Below are 15,335 nucleotides of genomic sequence, written 5' to 3'. Positions count from 1 at the left end.
TATGGCTAAGCCACAGCACGGCAACATCTCGTCAAATAATAAAAAGAAAGCGCTTACAGCATGTGTTTCATCACTTATATGCTTAGGTGTCAGCCACGCTGCACTGGCGGCACACCCAACGATTACCCCACAAACCTTACATGCATTAACGGTGTTACCAGATAATGAAAAGCTGCGTATTGGCGAGCGTATCAGCCAAGTCGAAGATGACATTAACCGCTTATTGCCTCAATTAACCTTAGAGGAAAAAGTGTCATTAGTGCATGCTGCGGGCAAGTTTCACATACCTGCTATTGAGCGCGTAGGCATACATGAAATGTGGATGTCAGACGGCCCACACGGTGTGCGCTATGAGATCGATCGCAACTCATGGGCACCCGCAGGATGGACTAACGATTACTCAACTTATTTACCGCCATTAACTGCCATCGCCGCCAGTTGGGATCTCAACATGGCCACGCTGCACGGCAATGTGCTTGGCGCCGAAGCACGTCATCGCAATAAAGATCTTATTTTGGGCCCTGGTGTAAACCTCGCGCGCCTACCGTTATATGGGCGTAACTTTGAATACATGGGTGAAGACCCATTTTTAGCAGCTAGCTTAGTAGTGCCCGAAATTAAAGCGATTCAGGCCAATGATGTCGGCGCCACCGTAAAGCATTATGCCCTTAATACCCAAGAGCTAAACCGCACAAAAGTAAATGCCAAACCTGATGAGCGCACCTTGCGTGAAGTGTATTTACCAGCGTTTGAAGCGGCGGTAAAACAAGCCAACGTACATGCCATTATGGGCGCCTATAACGAATTTAGAGGCACTAACGCCAATCAGAGCGAGCACTTAGTCAATACTATCTTAAAAGGCGAATGGGGCTTTCAAGGGGTGTTACTTACCGACTGGAACGTCGACATCAACACTTATGATGCCGCCATGAACGGCCTTGATATCGAAATGGGCACAGATGTCGCTGATTTTGACGATTACTTTATGGCAAAACCGCTACTCGAGATGCTTAACGCTGGTAAAGTACCAGTATCGGTACTTGATGATAAAGTCCGCCGTATTTTACGGGTGCAACTCAGCATCGGCATGATGGATAAACACCGTTTATCCGGCGAGCGTAACACTCAAGCTCACCGTGATGATGCTCGCACACTTGCCACCAATGGCATTGTATTACTTAAAAACGATAACAAGGTATTACCGCTTCACGCTGACAAACTTAAACATGTCTTGGTACTTGGTCCCAATGCCGATAAACGCCATGGATTTGGTGGCGGCTCATCAGAAGTTAAAGCACTCTACGAAATCAGCCCATTAGCGGGTTTAAAAGCCAAACTGGGTGACAAGGTCGACATTCAACTAATGCGTCCAGCCAGCAGCCAGTTTATGCCGATACCCAATGACTATCTCACCACTCGTCATTGGACAGGCACGCCATCGTGGCAAATTAATTATTACAATGACAACAAAATGACCCAGCTCGCCAGTGAATCATGGATAGCCGATCCGCAATTTAATGCCAAAGGCCAAAAACAGTTTGTCGATATTAAAGCCAACATCAAACCTATCGAAACGGGCAGCCACAGTTTTAACATAAAAGCTGACGGCCAAGTGGCATTGTACATTAACGATACACTGCTGATCGCCAGCACCCAAGCAAACCAAGGACATGTTATCAGTAAAGCCATGACCTTAACTGCTGGTGAAACTTACGCGGTGAGCTTACGTTACCAAGGCGACAAGCAAGCCACCTTAGGCTGGGAAACACCCAACAGTTTGTACAATACCGAACAAGAGTATTTAGCGGCAGCTAAAAAAGCCGATGCGGTGATCTACTTTGGCGGCTTAAGTCATGCTGATGACCGCGAGTCTATCGACAGACCTGACATGGTATTGCCTGGCCAACAAGATGAGGTCATCGCCAAACTGCTCAAAGTGAATCCAAATACTGTGGTGTTTATGATTGGCGGTTCTGCGGTAGAAATGCCGTGGGCAGATAACGCTAAAGCGGTTGTGTGGGGCTGGTATGGCGGTATGGAAGCCGGTAATGCTTACGCGGATATGTTATTGGGCAATCAAAACCCTAGCGGTAAAATGCCAATTACCTTACCGAAAAAGCTCACCGACACTGCGCCAATAGCGTTAAACGATTACAACGCCACTGAATCACTTTATAGCGAAGGGGTATTTATTGGTTATCGCTGGTTTGAACAGCAAAATATTGCGCCGTTATTTGCCTTTGGCCATGGCTTGTCTTACAGCCAATTTGATTACAGCAACATCCGTCTTTCAAGCGCTGACATTGCAAATGATGACACTATCACAGTTACTGTCGATGTCACTAACACCAGTAAAGTCGATGGTGCCGAGGTAGTGCAATTGTATTTGCACGACGTTAAAGCCAGCGTACCGCGTCCCGCAAAAGAGCTAAAAGGCTTTGATAAGTTATGGTTAAAGGCAGGTGAAAGCAAAACAGCTAGCTTTACGCTAACCCAACGCGACTTATCGTTTTGGGACGTTAACACTAATAATTGGTTAGCCGAATCAGGCCAGTTTGAAGTGATGATTGGCGCATCGGTTGCCGACATTCGTTTGCGTAAACGCTTTGACTATCAACATAAAGCCAAACCTTAGCGGTTCAACTTAGTCTCTTATAACCCAACAACTGCCTGCGCCACATTATTCTGTTGGCGCAGGCAGCTCCAAACGTTAACGCTCAATAAATGTCATCAGTTGCTCGGTTAACCTTGTCGATAATGCGCTTTCACCCGCATGATTAAGCAGTAATGCCACACATTCTGCTGTGCATAAACCACCTTCAATTTGATTGCGCCTAAGTGGGTATATCGATTTAGGTGGATTCACTAAAGACACTTTAGGCAATTCCTTTAGATAAGGGCTCTGATTAAAAATTTTGCGCGCTTCTTGCCAAGTGGCATCGATAATCACTAAATATTCAGGCGACGCTAATGACAAACCAGCCTCTTGCGTAGTGTCATCACTTGGAAACACTAAGCCTACTTTACCCGCTTCAATCGCAGCCAATAATTCAGCATCGGGCTGTTTGCGGTGCCACTCAACCACCCGCGCGCTATCGCCTAAAACGTGTTTGACTAATTGGCCGGTATTATTAGCACGATCCATTTCTCGTGAATGCGTTAGTAAAATAATTTTCAACATAATTTTAAAAATAACACCTATAAAATGAACCGCTTAACGCCGTAATGACATACCGCAATACCAAAGTAATAAAAACATAACGTCGATAAACACAATTCAATAACCTGAAACGACTGCTTACGATAGACCAATACATTAACGCTATGAAAATACGATATACTCTCGAAAAATCGATTTAGTGTCGCGACCTAATCGATTATAACCACCGTATTCTACCCATAAACCCAAGTTCAGGTTATTTAATGATACTACAGCAAGTTATTGCATTATTTTTCACTATGTTAATTTTGGCGATACTACCGGGACCGGCAGTGTTTGCCGTGGTATCAAGAGCATTTTCAAATGGGTTCAAGCATGGCGCTTTTATTACCCTTGGCGTGCTGATGGGCGACTTTGTTTACATCCTATTAGCCTTGTTTGGTTTAGCTGCCATTGCCAATGCGATGGGGCCAGCGTTTGAAATAATAAAGTACGCCAGTGCGCTTTATTTATGCTGGTTAGGTTTCAGTATGTTGCGTGCAACCGCCAAAGGCGTTCAATTAGCAACCATACCTAAAGTGAGCCAATTTAAAAATTTAATCACAGGCCTGCTTATTGCCCTTGGCAACCCTAAAGCATTGATATTTTACGTCAGCTTTTTTCCTGCTTTTGTGCCTATGGTCCATGTTGACCTTATCGATGTGATAATTATACTCGCCACTGCAACCTTGGCTTTTGGTTCAGTTAACCTCACTTATGCATATTTGGCATCAAGTGCAAAACAGGTATTTACCTCCCCTAAAGCGGCAACGATAATGAATCGTACTGCAGGCAGTATTATGTTGATTGCTGGCATATTGATAGCCATAAATATATAGGATGTTGCAATGACCGCGTTACGCTTTACCCCACTCACACTCACGAACGGACTGACCTTTAAAAACCGTTTAGTGGTGCCGCCAATGGCGTCACAAACCGCAGACCTAAATGGCTTAGCAACTGAAACGACCATCAATCATTACCATCATTTAGCCCAGTCGGGTGCAGGGTTGGTGATGGTAGAATACAGCCATGTAAATTTAGCAGGACGAAGTGAGTCTAATCAGCTTGGGGCGCATGATGATGCTTGCTTACCCGGCTTAAGCCAAATTGCCGCGACGTTACATAATGCAGGGGTAAAAACAGGCTTACAAATTACCCATTGCGGCGGCAAAGACAGTGCAGGTATTAGCGCTGATATTATGGGGCCGTCAGGCATTACCGTGCCAGCATATGATCGTGTATTACCAACCCCTAGAGCCATGACATTGGATGATATCAATCAATGGCAGCAGGATTTTGTTAGTGCTGCCATTCGTGCTGACAAAGCCGGATTTGATTTAGTCGAGCTGCACTGTGCCCACGGTTACGGTATTAATCAATGGTTATCTCCGCTGACGAATCAACGCCAAGACCAATACGGTGGCAGCCTTGAAAATCGCGCCAGAATATTGATCGAAATAGTCAGTAAAATAAAACAAGCGGCGCCAAGATTAGCAGTAATGACCCGCATTCCTGGGCAAGACGGTTACCCTGGTGGTTTGTCTCATGACGATATGGGCCACGTTAGCCAATGGCTAGTTGATGCGGGCGTTGAAATACTTAATGTTTCATCAGGCATTGGGGGCTGGAATCGCCCTAAAGACAAACGCGGCGAGGGCTTTTTAGTTGAAGATGCAGCGCCGCTGACAGGTACAACGAAAGCGGCCGTGATTGGTGTCGGCGGCATTGAAAGTATTGATTACATCGAAACCATTTTAGCCACTGAACAGGTTGATTTAGTGGCTGTGGGCCGGGCTATTTTGGCCGGACCAAGTGAGTTTGCAACCCGAGTGATGGCTCAACATAAATAATGCTGTAACGTCAGCAATGGCTCAGCCTAAATAATGATCTAGAGCCTAAATCTAATCTTAATTGCTGAGTATTAAGTACTAAAAAAGCCGCTCAATAACGCATTATTGAGCGGCTTTTTTAGTACTTGTTACAAAGACGAGTGATAGAAATTAGTTACCGATTGTTTTCAATTTATGTAGATAATCCGCATTGCTTAATAATGCTATCACCTCTGTGGGTTCCAACCATGATTCTAATTGCGATAAGCTTTCAGCATGGTTTAATTTCCATTCCGCAATAATTCTCGGGGCATAAAACGTCGGTTTTTGTTCACCTACGTCTGGTAACTGAGCAAGGTGCCATTTAAATAATAAAGGATTATTAACCAACCGACTGAACGGATGCATGTGTCGTAGATGGGGCAAATTAGCCTCGTTTTCCTTCACTTTAACCAAAATGTTAACTGGTTTTTTTTCTTCAGGCGCTCGCAGTAATCCGACTGTTTTAATCCATTTAGTTCGCCTCGCGCCGCCGCTTAACCAAGACAAAGGGATCGATAGCATCAACCCTATTGTAATCGGTAATAACCAGTAAAAGAGTTCTGTACTGAGCGATAGTGCGGTCAAAGCCAGCGCAACCCCAAACACGGTATGACCAAGATGAGCCCGCATCACTGACATCCAGCTCAATGCACCATCGTCTCGAGATTGCGGCATCCAACCACTGTCTTTGCCTCGAAATATAGACAACACCACGCCAAACTGCGACACCATCAGAATAGGTGCGTACAGAGCAGACATGATCATTTCCAACAAGGTACTCAAGGTTAACAATATTGGCCCGCCAAATCGTAAACACCGCGGAATATTAATCAAGGCAGCAAACCAGCCAAATGCTTTAGGTGCCAGCACAATGGCCATTGACACCACAAACAGGCTTAATGCGCGCTCAGAATCAAACACTGGCCAGGTTGGAAACAGCGATGGATTGGCAAAGTACTCTGGACGTATAAATGCCGCCTGAACCGCAATCGCAAGCCCGACCATAATCAGGGCTAACCAAAAAATGGCGCTCAGGTAAGACATCACCCCAGACAAAAGATGCAACCGCGTCGGCAATGAGAAACCGCGAGCAAACATAAATGCTGAATGCTGTAAATTACCCTGACACCAGCGTCGGTCACGGATCATCACATCAATTAACGACGGTGGAGCTTCTTCAAATGAAGCCTCAATATCGGTATCAAAACGAACTCCCCAGCCTGCACGACGCAGCAACGCCGCTTCGATAAAGTCATGACTTAATACATGGCCGCCAAAAGGTGCTTTACCGGACAGAATAGGCAGATGACAGGACTCAGCAAATGCTTTGGTACGAATAATGGCATTGTGGCCCCAAAAATTTGAGGACAAACCATGCCAAGCCGACAAACCCTCGGCATAAATAGGACCGAAGCATTGATTGGCAAACTGTTGCAAACGGCTGTAAAGCGTATTGGCAAACACCAGTGTCGGTAAGGTTTGAATAAGACCGACGCCAGGTGCGCCAGCTAAACGACGTGATAATGTCACCATCGACTTTGCGCTCATGATACTGTCAGCATCAAGCACTATCATTGCCTCATAATCACCACCCCAACGCTGAACCCAGTCGCCGATATTACCGGCTTTACGTTCACTGTTTTGGTGACGACGACGGTAATAAACCGGACACTGTGGTTGGCTGTTATTGATAAGATCCACAAAAGTCTGTTCCTCAGCAATCCATGCATCAGCTCGATTAGTGTCACTGAGAATAAAGAAAGCATATTTACCCGGTGCGGTAGCGATTAAATCTGCACTCATCGCCTCTATTGTGGCCCGAATACGCAGCGGATCTTCATTATAAATAGGCAGCAATACCGCCGTTTTGAACTCTGGTTCTGTCTCATTCTCTTTAATTAGGCGCGGTTTTAGATGCAACAGAAAACCCAATAGTGCCTGTGAAAAAGCAAAAGTAACCCACAGAAAGTTAATGCTAAACAACAGCAAAAAAACCATTTGCAAACTGGTAATGGCATTGGTGTTAAGCACCAAATACATTTCTCTTATGCCATAAGTCGATAAGCCTGCTGTAACCATAAACACAAATAACTGTGCAACAAATGTGCGCAGCGTAAACCACACGGTTTGTTGACTCTGAGTTAATCTATGACCCGGTTCAGAAACCTCATGACGATGCATTAACAGTGGCGATTCGTCAGGCAATGCACGTTCACCATGATCAGTAATTTTAGCATCATTTGCTATCATAAAGGCCAGTCCTCTGCAGTAAAGCGATACAGCCATGTCATACCAAGCGGTTTATCTTTGTTACTTAGCTGTACACGTAACTCTGCAACCTCAGCATCTTGCGGATCGAACGTGATAAAAACTCTGGCACCATCAACACTGGGATTAGACTCAATACGTGATTCTAAAATAGCGCCACTGCTGATACTGGCATCGACACGAATATGACTGACATCGTTGGCATTAATGTGACTGTAATCGATAACAATCTCATTTTTATCCGTCGATAACTTGCGACCACCAGCAGTTCGAACCACTTTTACTTTGCCTTCGGTTTTAGGGATCTGATCCACCCAGGTCAATTGATATGAATAGGCGAATGGCTGGCCTTTTTTCAAACCTTGTTCTGGCTTCCAATAGGCAACAATATTGTCATTGGCTTCAGAATCAGATGGAATTTCAACCAGTTCAACTCTACCTTTACCCCAATCACCCGTTGGTTCAACCCACGCCGATGGACGAAGATGATAATTTGCTTCAAGGTCCTGATAATAATCTAATTTTCGATGTGGCTGGATCAAACCAAATCCTTTAGGATTCTCATCCATAAAAGAACTCACCTGTAATCCACGAGGATTATTCAGCGGACGCCAGATTTTCTCATTATTACCTTTTTCCATTAGCAGGCCTTCAGAGTCATGCACCGCAGGACGGTAATCAGCAGTATCAGCGCGATCGATGCCGCCATGCATAAACATTGACGTTAACGGAGCCAGACCCACATTCTTAACATCCTGCCTTGGGAAAAGCTTAACATCGACACCCATTCGGGTCGGATCGCCAGGGTAAATAGCAAAACGATAGGCTCCTGTTACACTCACACTGTCTAGTAACGCATGGACCACAATCGCCTCTTGATGACTGGATGGACGTTCAATCCAAAACTTTTTAAATAAAGGATATTCTTCACCTTTAGGATCGGCAACATTGATGGCAAGTCCGCGGGTAGATAACCCATACGCTTGCCCTTTAGAGACCCCACGAAAATAACTGGCGCCCTGAAACACAAGAAATTCATCTTTATAATCATCGCGATTGATCGGGTAATGCAAACGAAACCCTGCATATTTACCGACTTGCTCCAGTAATTTGCCAATTGATTCATCTGGCACTCTGAAGGATGATTCAGATACTGCTACCGGAAATGATTTACCATTCTCGACCACGTCGATATCAATCAACTGTTTATAGATATACCCAGGAGCAAATAGTTGTATCGAGAAAGGTGTGGGCGCATTGCCCCAAATAGCAGCATGTTGTTGGAAATTAATTTGACGATAGGTTGAGTAATCTATTTTAGTCAGGGCTTCGGGGGCTTGTTTGGGTTCAATAAAAGGGGTCTGGGACAGTTTTTGAGCAACTTCTACGACTGTGTCATGGGAGAATGGCTTGCCATCAGTTTTGGATACTGGCGTTTCTGCATAAGCAATACTTACCGATGAAACTAAAAAGAGTGATACCACGAGATGAACCCAAGCTTGCACAGAAAAGCGCTCATCAAGCATATTTTTTAGCGGTGAATCGTAAAACATATTAACAGTCCTTAACATATTGAAACTCCTTATTGAAAATTCACAAAATAGCTCCACAACATCGTACTCACTAACGGTTCTGCCCCTGTACTGTTAATCGAGGTTGGTATTAATCGAGGCTGGTGTTGACCGAAGATAATTTTAGTCAAAGATCATTTAAACGACCTCGTTTAGATAATATTGATCACTATCAGCATAGCTTCAATTATTTAAAAAAATGAACCCCAATCATCTTGAGCATTACGACTTAACTAGTATTACCATTAAACGTAAACATTTTGAGTATTTTATCCACAATATGAATATTGTTTAACGCTCAATCCTATTTCGCTGAAATATATGGCCAATATCTAACCCAATAATGACTATTAGTAATAAATACGACTAAATAAGGGCAAATAAATAAGGGCGAATAAGCAAGGCGTGCCATTTGGTGAATTAATCTAACGACCATTTGAGATAACCACGGTATTGGAGGGAACCACTACAAGCGGTCAAAGGACTCAAGCTAAAAGATACATGACAATAAGGTTATGGCCGAATATAGGTAATCGGTTTAAGTATTGAGTGGCAGCAACATGATTGTTGTTTAATTTGGCGCAGTACACAACATCGATATTGATGATGGCCAAGTTAATGGGAATAGCGCTAAACGGTTTGGCATATCCACTTGTGGAACGTATGACGGTTAGCGTGATTGAACGCCCATAACGATGAGTGCTTATATTTGATAAGGCACTCGCTGAATGAAATTACACAGCATCTGAATCTATTGAAATTATGCCTTTAAATATCAGCGGGTAGCGTCTTACCCGTTGGCCAATATCATCACTCATCACTTGCCTATATAGCAGTTCAATGTCGTTATCGTCTTCAAACACCAACAGTAACCGATCAATTGCCGTGTGCAGGCCTTTTTTCAAATAAGGTTGAGCTTGGAACTCAGCAATATTACGTCTAACTATGGCAATTTTCTCAGGATGAAGCCGAAGAACGGTAAACACCTGTTCAAAATAAGCTGTGTGCTCAGCAGGCGTCGCACGAGACGAACGCCGTTGTCTTGGCGCTGATGAACCACGTTTAAAGTACATTGCAACCAAGGTTCATCTCCATTTTCGAGTTAATGTTTATCGAGCCCATATTTATCGAGCCAAAGTGTATCGAGCCCATATTTATCGAGCCAAAGTGTATCGAGCCCATATTTATCGAGCCAAAGCTTATTGAGTCAAAGTGTATCGAGCCAAAGTGTATCGAGCCAAAGTGTATCGAGCCAAAGTGTATCGAGCCAAAGTGTATCGAGCCAAAGTGTATCGAGTCAAAGTGTATCGAGCCAACGTTTATCGAGTCAACGTGTATCGAGTCCATATTTATCGAGCCAAAGCTTATTGAGCCAAAATGTGTCGAGTCAAAGTGTATCGAGTCAACGTGTATCGAGTCCATATTTATCGAGCCAAAGCTTATTGAGCCAAAATGTGTCGAGTCAACGTTTTTAAGCCAATGTTATCGAGTTCATCTAGGGTAATTGATAACCGCTAAATCACTTGAGTTTCGCGAATCTACACGCTAGTTCAAGTGATTTTAGTGTCATTAACGCAACGATTAACTCAACTATTAACTCAACGATTAACTCAACAATGCTAATAAATCGTTCGCACTGCCCTGCCATGGACCTTGAGTACCATCGGATAAAATACTGTCTGCCAAACCTTGTTTGTGCTGCTGCATTTCTTGAATTTTCTCTTCAACGGTGCCCTGGGCAATGAGTTTATAAACAAACACTGGATTTAACTGGCCAATACGATGAGCGCGATCGGTCGCTTGGCGCTCCGCGGCAGGGTTCCACCACGGGTCAAAATGAATAACCGTGTCCGCAGCAGTAAGGTTAAGTCCGGTTCCACCGGCTTTTAAACTGATCAAAAACACCGAGTTATCACCCTCTTGAAACGAATCAATTTGGGTCTGACGGTCACGAGTTTGGCCTGTCAACTTGCTATAACTGATAGCTAAGCGTTTCAGTTCATCTTCAATGAGTGCCAGCATGCCGGTAAATTGGCTGAAGATAAGGATCTTACGACCTTCTTCAATCATTTCAGGCAGGTTTTGGATTAACCAAGTCATTTTAGCGTTGTCTTTTACCTGTTGAGCTTGTTCAAGCTTAACTAAACGCGGGTCGCAACAGGCTTGACGCAACTTCAACAATGCATCTAAAAACTCAATATGACTACTCGATACTCCTTTCTTGGCAAACAGTTCACGCAATTTTTTCTCCATCACTAAACGGATAGACTCGTACAAATTACGTTGATCTCTTTCAAGTTCCAGAGTTTGAATAATCACGGTTTTTTCAGGTAATTCTGATACCACTTCTTTTTTAGTGCGGCGCAGCATAAAAGGAGCAATACGCTGACTCAGTAACTGCGACTTTTCAACATCAGCTTGCTTCTCAATCGGACCTCGGAACTGTTTATTAAAGTAAGTATGCTGACCTAATAAACCTGGCAAGCAAAAATCCATCAATGATTTTAATTCGCCTAAATGGTTTTCAAGCGGCGTACCCGATAAACATAAGCGAAATCTACCTCTAAGGGTTTTAATCACTTGGGTGACTTTTGCTTGGGCATTTTTAATCTGTTGTGCTTCATCCAAAATAATATGCTCAAACACATATTCACAATAAATGGCTTCATCACGTAACATTAATGGATAGGTTGTCACGACCACATCAAACTGGTTAATTTGATCTAATAACGGCTGGCGTTTATTACCGTGGATCACCACTACATTCAGCGACGGAGCAAACTTATTGGCTTCTTTTAACCAGTTACCCACTAAGCTAGTGGGACAAACAATTAAACTGGTACGACGCTCGGTCGCGTCTTGCTTGGCTTTGAGTAAAAATGCCAACGCTTGAACGGTTTTACCCAGGCCCATGTCATCGGCTAAAATACCACCTAGTTGATATTCTTTAAGAAAACACAACCAGTCAAAACCTTGTTTTTGATAATCACGTAATGTCGCATTTAAGCCATCGGGTAACTCAACCGGAACCACCCCTTTAAACTCTGCGAGTTTGGTGGCTAAATTGCGCACACGTTCGCCATTGAGTAAACGCACGTCACTGGCAGATAAATCATTCAAAATATGCGCACGGTTGCGTGGTATCGAAATGACATCGCCAGAATGACGATTAAATAATTCTTGGATAATACTAATCAGCGGCTTAATGGTTTTGGCTTTGATTTTAATAAAACCACCGTTAGGGCCAGGTAATAGCAATTCATCATCGTCTGCTGGTTCACCATTTTGTTGTAACCAACGGGCAACTAAGGCTAATAACGGTACACTTTGACCATCGATGTCGGCACTGAGCGATAACGAAAACCAGCCAGACTCATCATCGTCAACTAAGTCGACATCTAACTGTGCATCGGTAATTTGTAAGTCGAAGTCATCATCAAAATGAATATCCATACCCAGCGCAGTTAACGCATCAAGACCATTGTCGGTCAATTCAGACCATTCAAAAATCGACTCGGGTAATAAGCCGACACTGACATAGTAGGGTTGTTGTGAACTGGCCAGCGTAGCGTCTGGCTCAAGCGTCACTAAGCCTATATCCGCTAATGACTGTAATGCCGCGAGTTCTTGCTCGACATGTCTATGCACTTGATACTGAACTTGATTTTTTTTGACTAAGCTTATGCGTTCGGGTTTAGTCGATGCATTAAAGGTAATTTCACCGTAACAATGATCAACTCGAATAACCGGTTGCAGAATCGGGTTGTTGGCAATGAGCTCACGCGTAAAGGTTAAGCGTGTTAACAATGAATCTGTTATCTCGCAAAAATCAATTTCACTCGGCACAGGCACGGTTTTAGGCGAAAAATGCTGGAGCATTTTATGACTAATGGCATCCACTTGAGCCAAGGGCACTGGTGGCATGTGTTGCAATAAACTTAACTTTTTAACTGGCAAGTCAGTATCTATTCTACCTAAATGCAAATAGTCTAATTCAACATACAAAGGTGGCTCGGTAGCAATAAACTCCCAATTATCCAGCCCAGGCATGCGCATTTGCATTTGGGTATGTTTTTTATCAATTTCACACCAGACAAACTCAGGCACAACGGCTTTAGCCCATGTTAGGGGGATGCGATTTTCTTCCCAAAAACACACTTCGGCGGTGAGCATTTTAGTCAGTGCTAAAAATGAAATCTCACCTTCAATATAAATTTTAGAACCATGATTATTTGATGACAATAACAAGCTGATAATCTGTTTATCTTCAGGGTCAATCCACCATGGCATGCTATAGCGAATATCGGCTAATGCTAGCTTGCTGCCTTTATTGTATTGACCTTTTTTATTAAATTTACTGCGTTTAAATTCGACAAAAATGCCATGAGGATCGTTAGATAACACATAAATAATGCGGTCTTTTTCTTCGTCCTCTTCTTCAAACTCGGCAACCGTTTTTTGCTCGTCAAGTTGGCGTAACCATTGGTGGATACGCTGCTCTTCAACCGGCTTTTTATCGACCAGTGCCAGCATTGCTGCGGCAACGTGCTTACAATTTGTTCTCACAGGGCAAGTACAATGTGAACGCATCACAATTTTGTGATTCACATTAACTAGGGTGATTTCTTGACGATAGGGTTCAGCAGCAGATCCTTCAACATAGGCCTCAATATCATGATTATTACTGCTGGCAGTAACTTCTAGAACTCGACCTTGGATCAAATAGTTTTGCGCTTTTTGAATTTGGGTGGCCGAAAACAGTTTCGCAATCATCTCTAATGAAAGCTTAATGGGGAGATTAAACAGTTTCGCCGACATCAATATACCTAATAAAACCGCAGCAAAATAAACAATGGCTGCTGATAAAAAAGTTAACTTGCCATTCTATGGAAGAAAGCAGGCAATATCTAGGCTTTGCTGATCTTTCGAACAAAAAACTCGTTCAAACACGCTATATTATTGCGATTACACATATTGGGTGGTCGCTAAAGCTCAGATACAGCAATAATCTGTATCATCATACGAATTAACATACACAAAAGTTTGCTTACCACTAAAGCCAATTTTAACCTTGAGTCGTTGGGAGATATTACCAAGAGGAATTTAAGGTAGGCGAATGTCTGACTAATGGCTACTGACATCGGTTATTTGTACACCGTCTCAAACATAAGTCGAACATATGGCAAATGTAAACCGAGCATAAGTTAGCGACGGTCGAATACAAGGTTACTTAAGCAATACAATCTCAATGAATAACTAGCCACTATCCAAAGCTGACTAGTTATTCATTGGCAAACACTAAAAACGTTCTACAGACCACTGAATCGCCATGAGCCCAATCGCAATTGAACCGAGCTGCATGCCCCAATGTCGATACCAAAGTCTATGGCGTAGAAACATCAATACAGGCAGCACTAGCGCTAAAATCGCCAACTGGCCGATTTCAACGCCAACATTAAACGCAAGAATCGCTAATAGTTTTTGATTTTCAGGCAAACCAAGCTCGCCTAATACTCCAGCAAATCCCATGCCGTGTAACAGGCCAAACGCAAACGTTATCCAGCTTAAACGTAATACAATCGGCCAGACATTATTAAGCGCCGCAAACAACACCGACAATGCAATCCCCAGTTCAACCCAGTGACTACTAAAATTAATCAGCCCCAATGCGGTGGCTGTTAACGTTACCGAATGCGCTAATGTAAATGCAGTAATAATCCATGCTGTGTCTTTAAATATTTGCTTAGGCTTATCTATCGGGTGCCATTTTTGTTGTTCACGCACCAACACACAGGTTAATAACAACGCCAATAAAAATAAGATATGATCAGTGCCCTTCCAAATATGAATAATCCCTTGGTAAACATATTCTGTAAATGTATCGCTGAGCTGACTTTCAGCTAAGTTGATCAATATTATCGGGTTATCGTTACTGATCACTCGAGCGTATTGATGATCGGGCGTTGCAATGGTGGTAATCACTTTATGATCAGTGTCTATATTGAAGAAAGCTTGATAATTAATGGTCAACACTCCAGGGCTATCACATTCAGCCTGAAATGAACTGACTAGATAACCTTCACTAAAGTGTTGGTCAACTTGCTGCGTTGGGTTAAAACTCAGTGGGCAATCTTGCTCTCGGCTGATTGCCAAAGATGAACGTAAATAATCTACTATCGCAATTTGATGAGCTTGCAACTCTCCCCAAGTAAGCTCACCATCTTGGTTATCATCAATAGGGACAACTTGGTTTATGTCAAAAAAACGCACTTGCCAATCACCTTGAATTTGCCCGTGCTTATCGAGGTGAACAGACAAATAACTGGTGCTCATTTGATGGGCTAAACTGCCATGACTAAACAGTAACATTAGCAGTAATAATCCACCTTTCATCACCGAAAAAAAACGTGTAAATGCCTTCAC

Annotated in this window: 10 protein-coding genes; 4 read left to right on the top strand and 6 right to left on the bottom strand. The window is 43.3% G+C overall.

Going from position 1 to position 15,335, the window contains the following annotated elements:
- Position 1 precedes the first annotated feature (1 nt).
- On the top strand, positions 2-2,635 hold the full coding sequence (locus tag AAEY97_RS10735; RefSeq protein ID WP_350998771.1) for a glycoside hydrolase family 3 C-terminal domain-containing protein: 2,634 nt from the start codon (positions 2-4) through the stop codon (positions 2,633-2,635).
- Between the two features lie 75 nt (positions 2,636-2,710).
- Here AAEY97_RS10735 and AAEY97_RS10730 read toward each other — a convergent pair whose 3' ends face one another.
- Positions 2,711-3,181: a DTW domain-containing protein gene (locus tag AAEY97_RS10730; RefSeq protein WP_350998768.1), complete on the bottom strand. Its 471-nt coding sequence runs from the start codon at positions 3,179-3,181 to the stop codon at positions 2,711-2,713.
- Between the two features lie 242 nt (positions 3,182-3,423).
- Between AAEY97_RS10730 and AAEY97_RS10725 the strand changes: the two genes are divergently transcribed.
- Both AAEY97_RS10725 and AAEY97_RS10720 read left to right on the top strand, forming a co-directional pair.
- Positions 3,424-4,038: a LysE family translocator gene (locus AAEY97_RS10725; RefSeq protein ID WP_350998766.1), complete on the top strand. Its 615-nt coding sequence runs from the start codon at positions 3,424-3,426 to the stop codon at positions 4,036-4,038.
- 9 nt (positions 4,039-4,047) lie between these two features.
- The gene (locus AAEY97_RS10720) at positions 4,048-5,052 is read left to right on the top strand and encodes an oxidoreductase (protein ID WP_192115272.1); all 1,005 of its coding nucleotides are present in this window, start codon (positions 4,048-4,050) and stop codon (positions 5,050-5,052) included.
- Between the two features lie 150 nt (positions 5,053-5,202).
- On the opposite strand, the gene mdoH is transcribed toward AAEY97_RS10720, so the two are convergent.
- The 3 genes from mdoH to AAEY97_RS10705 all read right to left on the bottom strand — a co-directional run bounded on the left by mdoH (position 5,203) and on the right by AAEY97_RS10705 (position 9,994).
- A complete protein-coding gene (gene mdoH, locus AAEY97_RS10715) occupies positions 5,203-7,323 on the bottom strand; it encodes a glucans biosynthesis glucosyltransferase MdoH (RefSeq protein ID WP_350998763.1) in 2,121 nt (706 codons plus the stop codon).
- The gene (locus AAEY97_RS10710) at positions 7,320-8,867 is read right to left on the bottom strand and encodes a glucan biosynthesis protein G (RefSeq protein ID WP_502959454.1); all 1,548 of its coding nucleotides are present in this window, start codon (positions 8,865-8,867) and stop codon (positions 7,320-7,322) included. Before AAEY97_RS10710 ends, mdoH begins: the two co-directional genes overlap by 4 nt.
- 779 nt (positions 8,868-9,646) lie before the next feature.
- Entirely contained in the window at positions 9,647-9,994 is a 348-nt protein-coding gene (locus AAEY97_RS10705; RefSeq protein WP_174839643.1) for a hypothetical protein, read from the bottom strand.
- 120 nt (positions 9,995-10,114) lie between these two features.
- On the opposite strand from AAEY97_RS10705, the gene AAEY97_RS10700 reads away from it, so the two are divergent.
- Positions 10,115-10,387, top strand: coding sequence for a hypothetical protein (locus AAEY97_RS10700; RefSeq protein WP_350998757.1), 273 nt, complete (start codon positions 10,115-10,117; stop codon positions 10,385-10,387).
- Between the two features lie 130 nt (positions 10,388-10,517).
- On the opposite strand, the gene AAEY97_RS10695 is transcribed toward AAEY97_RS10700, so the two are convergent.
- Positions 10,518-13,730, bottom strand: a complete 3,213-nt coding sequence (locus tag AAEY97_RS10695; RefSeq protein ID WP_335691368.1) for a DEAD/DEAH box helicase — start codon at positions 13,728-13,730, stop codon at positions 10,518-10,520.
- A gap of 480 nt (positions 13,731-14,210) precedes the next feature.
- Positions 14,211-15,335 (bottom strand): HupE/UreJ family protein, encoded by a 1,125-nt coding sequence (locus AAEY97_RS10690; RefSeq protein WP_350998754.1) that lies wholly within the window; start codon positions 15,333-15,335, stop codon positions 14,211-14,213.

Source organism: Shewanella sp. TB7-MNA-CIBAN-0143, from assembly GCF_040310065.1.
Taxonomy (GTDB): Bacteria; Pseudomonadota; Gammaproteobacteria; order Enterobacterales; family Shewanellaceae; genus Shewanella.
This window is presented reverse-complemented; position numbering and strand designations above follow the sequence as displayed.

Coding starts and splice junctions, on each gene's coding strand:
- mdoH (WP_350998763.1), bottom strand. CDS start 7,323: ATGATAGCAAATGATGCTAAAATTACTGATCATGGTGAACGTGCATTG.
- AAEY97_RS10710 (WP_502959454.1), bottom strand. CDS start 8,867: ATGCTTGATGAGCGCTTTTCTGTGCAAGCTTGGGTTCATCTCGTGGTA.
- AAEY97_RS10735 (WP_350998771.1), top strand. CDS start 2: ATGGCTAAGCCACAGCACGGCAACATCTCGTCAAATAATAAAAAGAAA.
- AAEY97_RS10730 (WP_350998768.1), bottom strand. CDS start 3,181: ATGTTGAAAATTATTTTACTAACGCATTCACGAGAAATGGATCGTGCT.
- AAEY97_RS10725 (WP_350998766.1), top strand. CDS start 3,424: ATGATACTACAGCAAGTTATTGCATTATTTTTCACTATGTTAATTTTG.
- AAEY97_RS10720 (WP_192115272.1), top strand. CDS start 4,048: ATGACCGCGTTACGCTTTACCCCACTCACACTCACGAACGGACTGACC.
- AAEY97_RS10695 (WP_335691368.1), bottom strand. CDS start 13,730: ATGTCGGCGAAACTGTTTAATCTCCCCATTAAGCTTTCATTAGAGATG.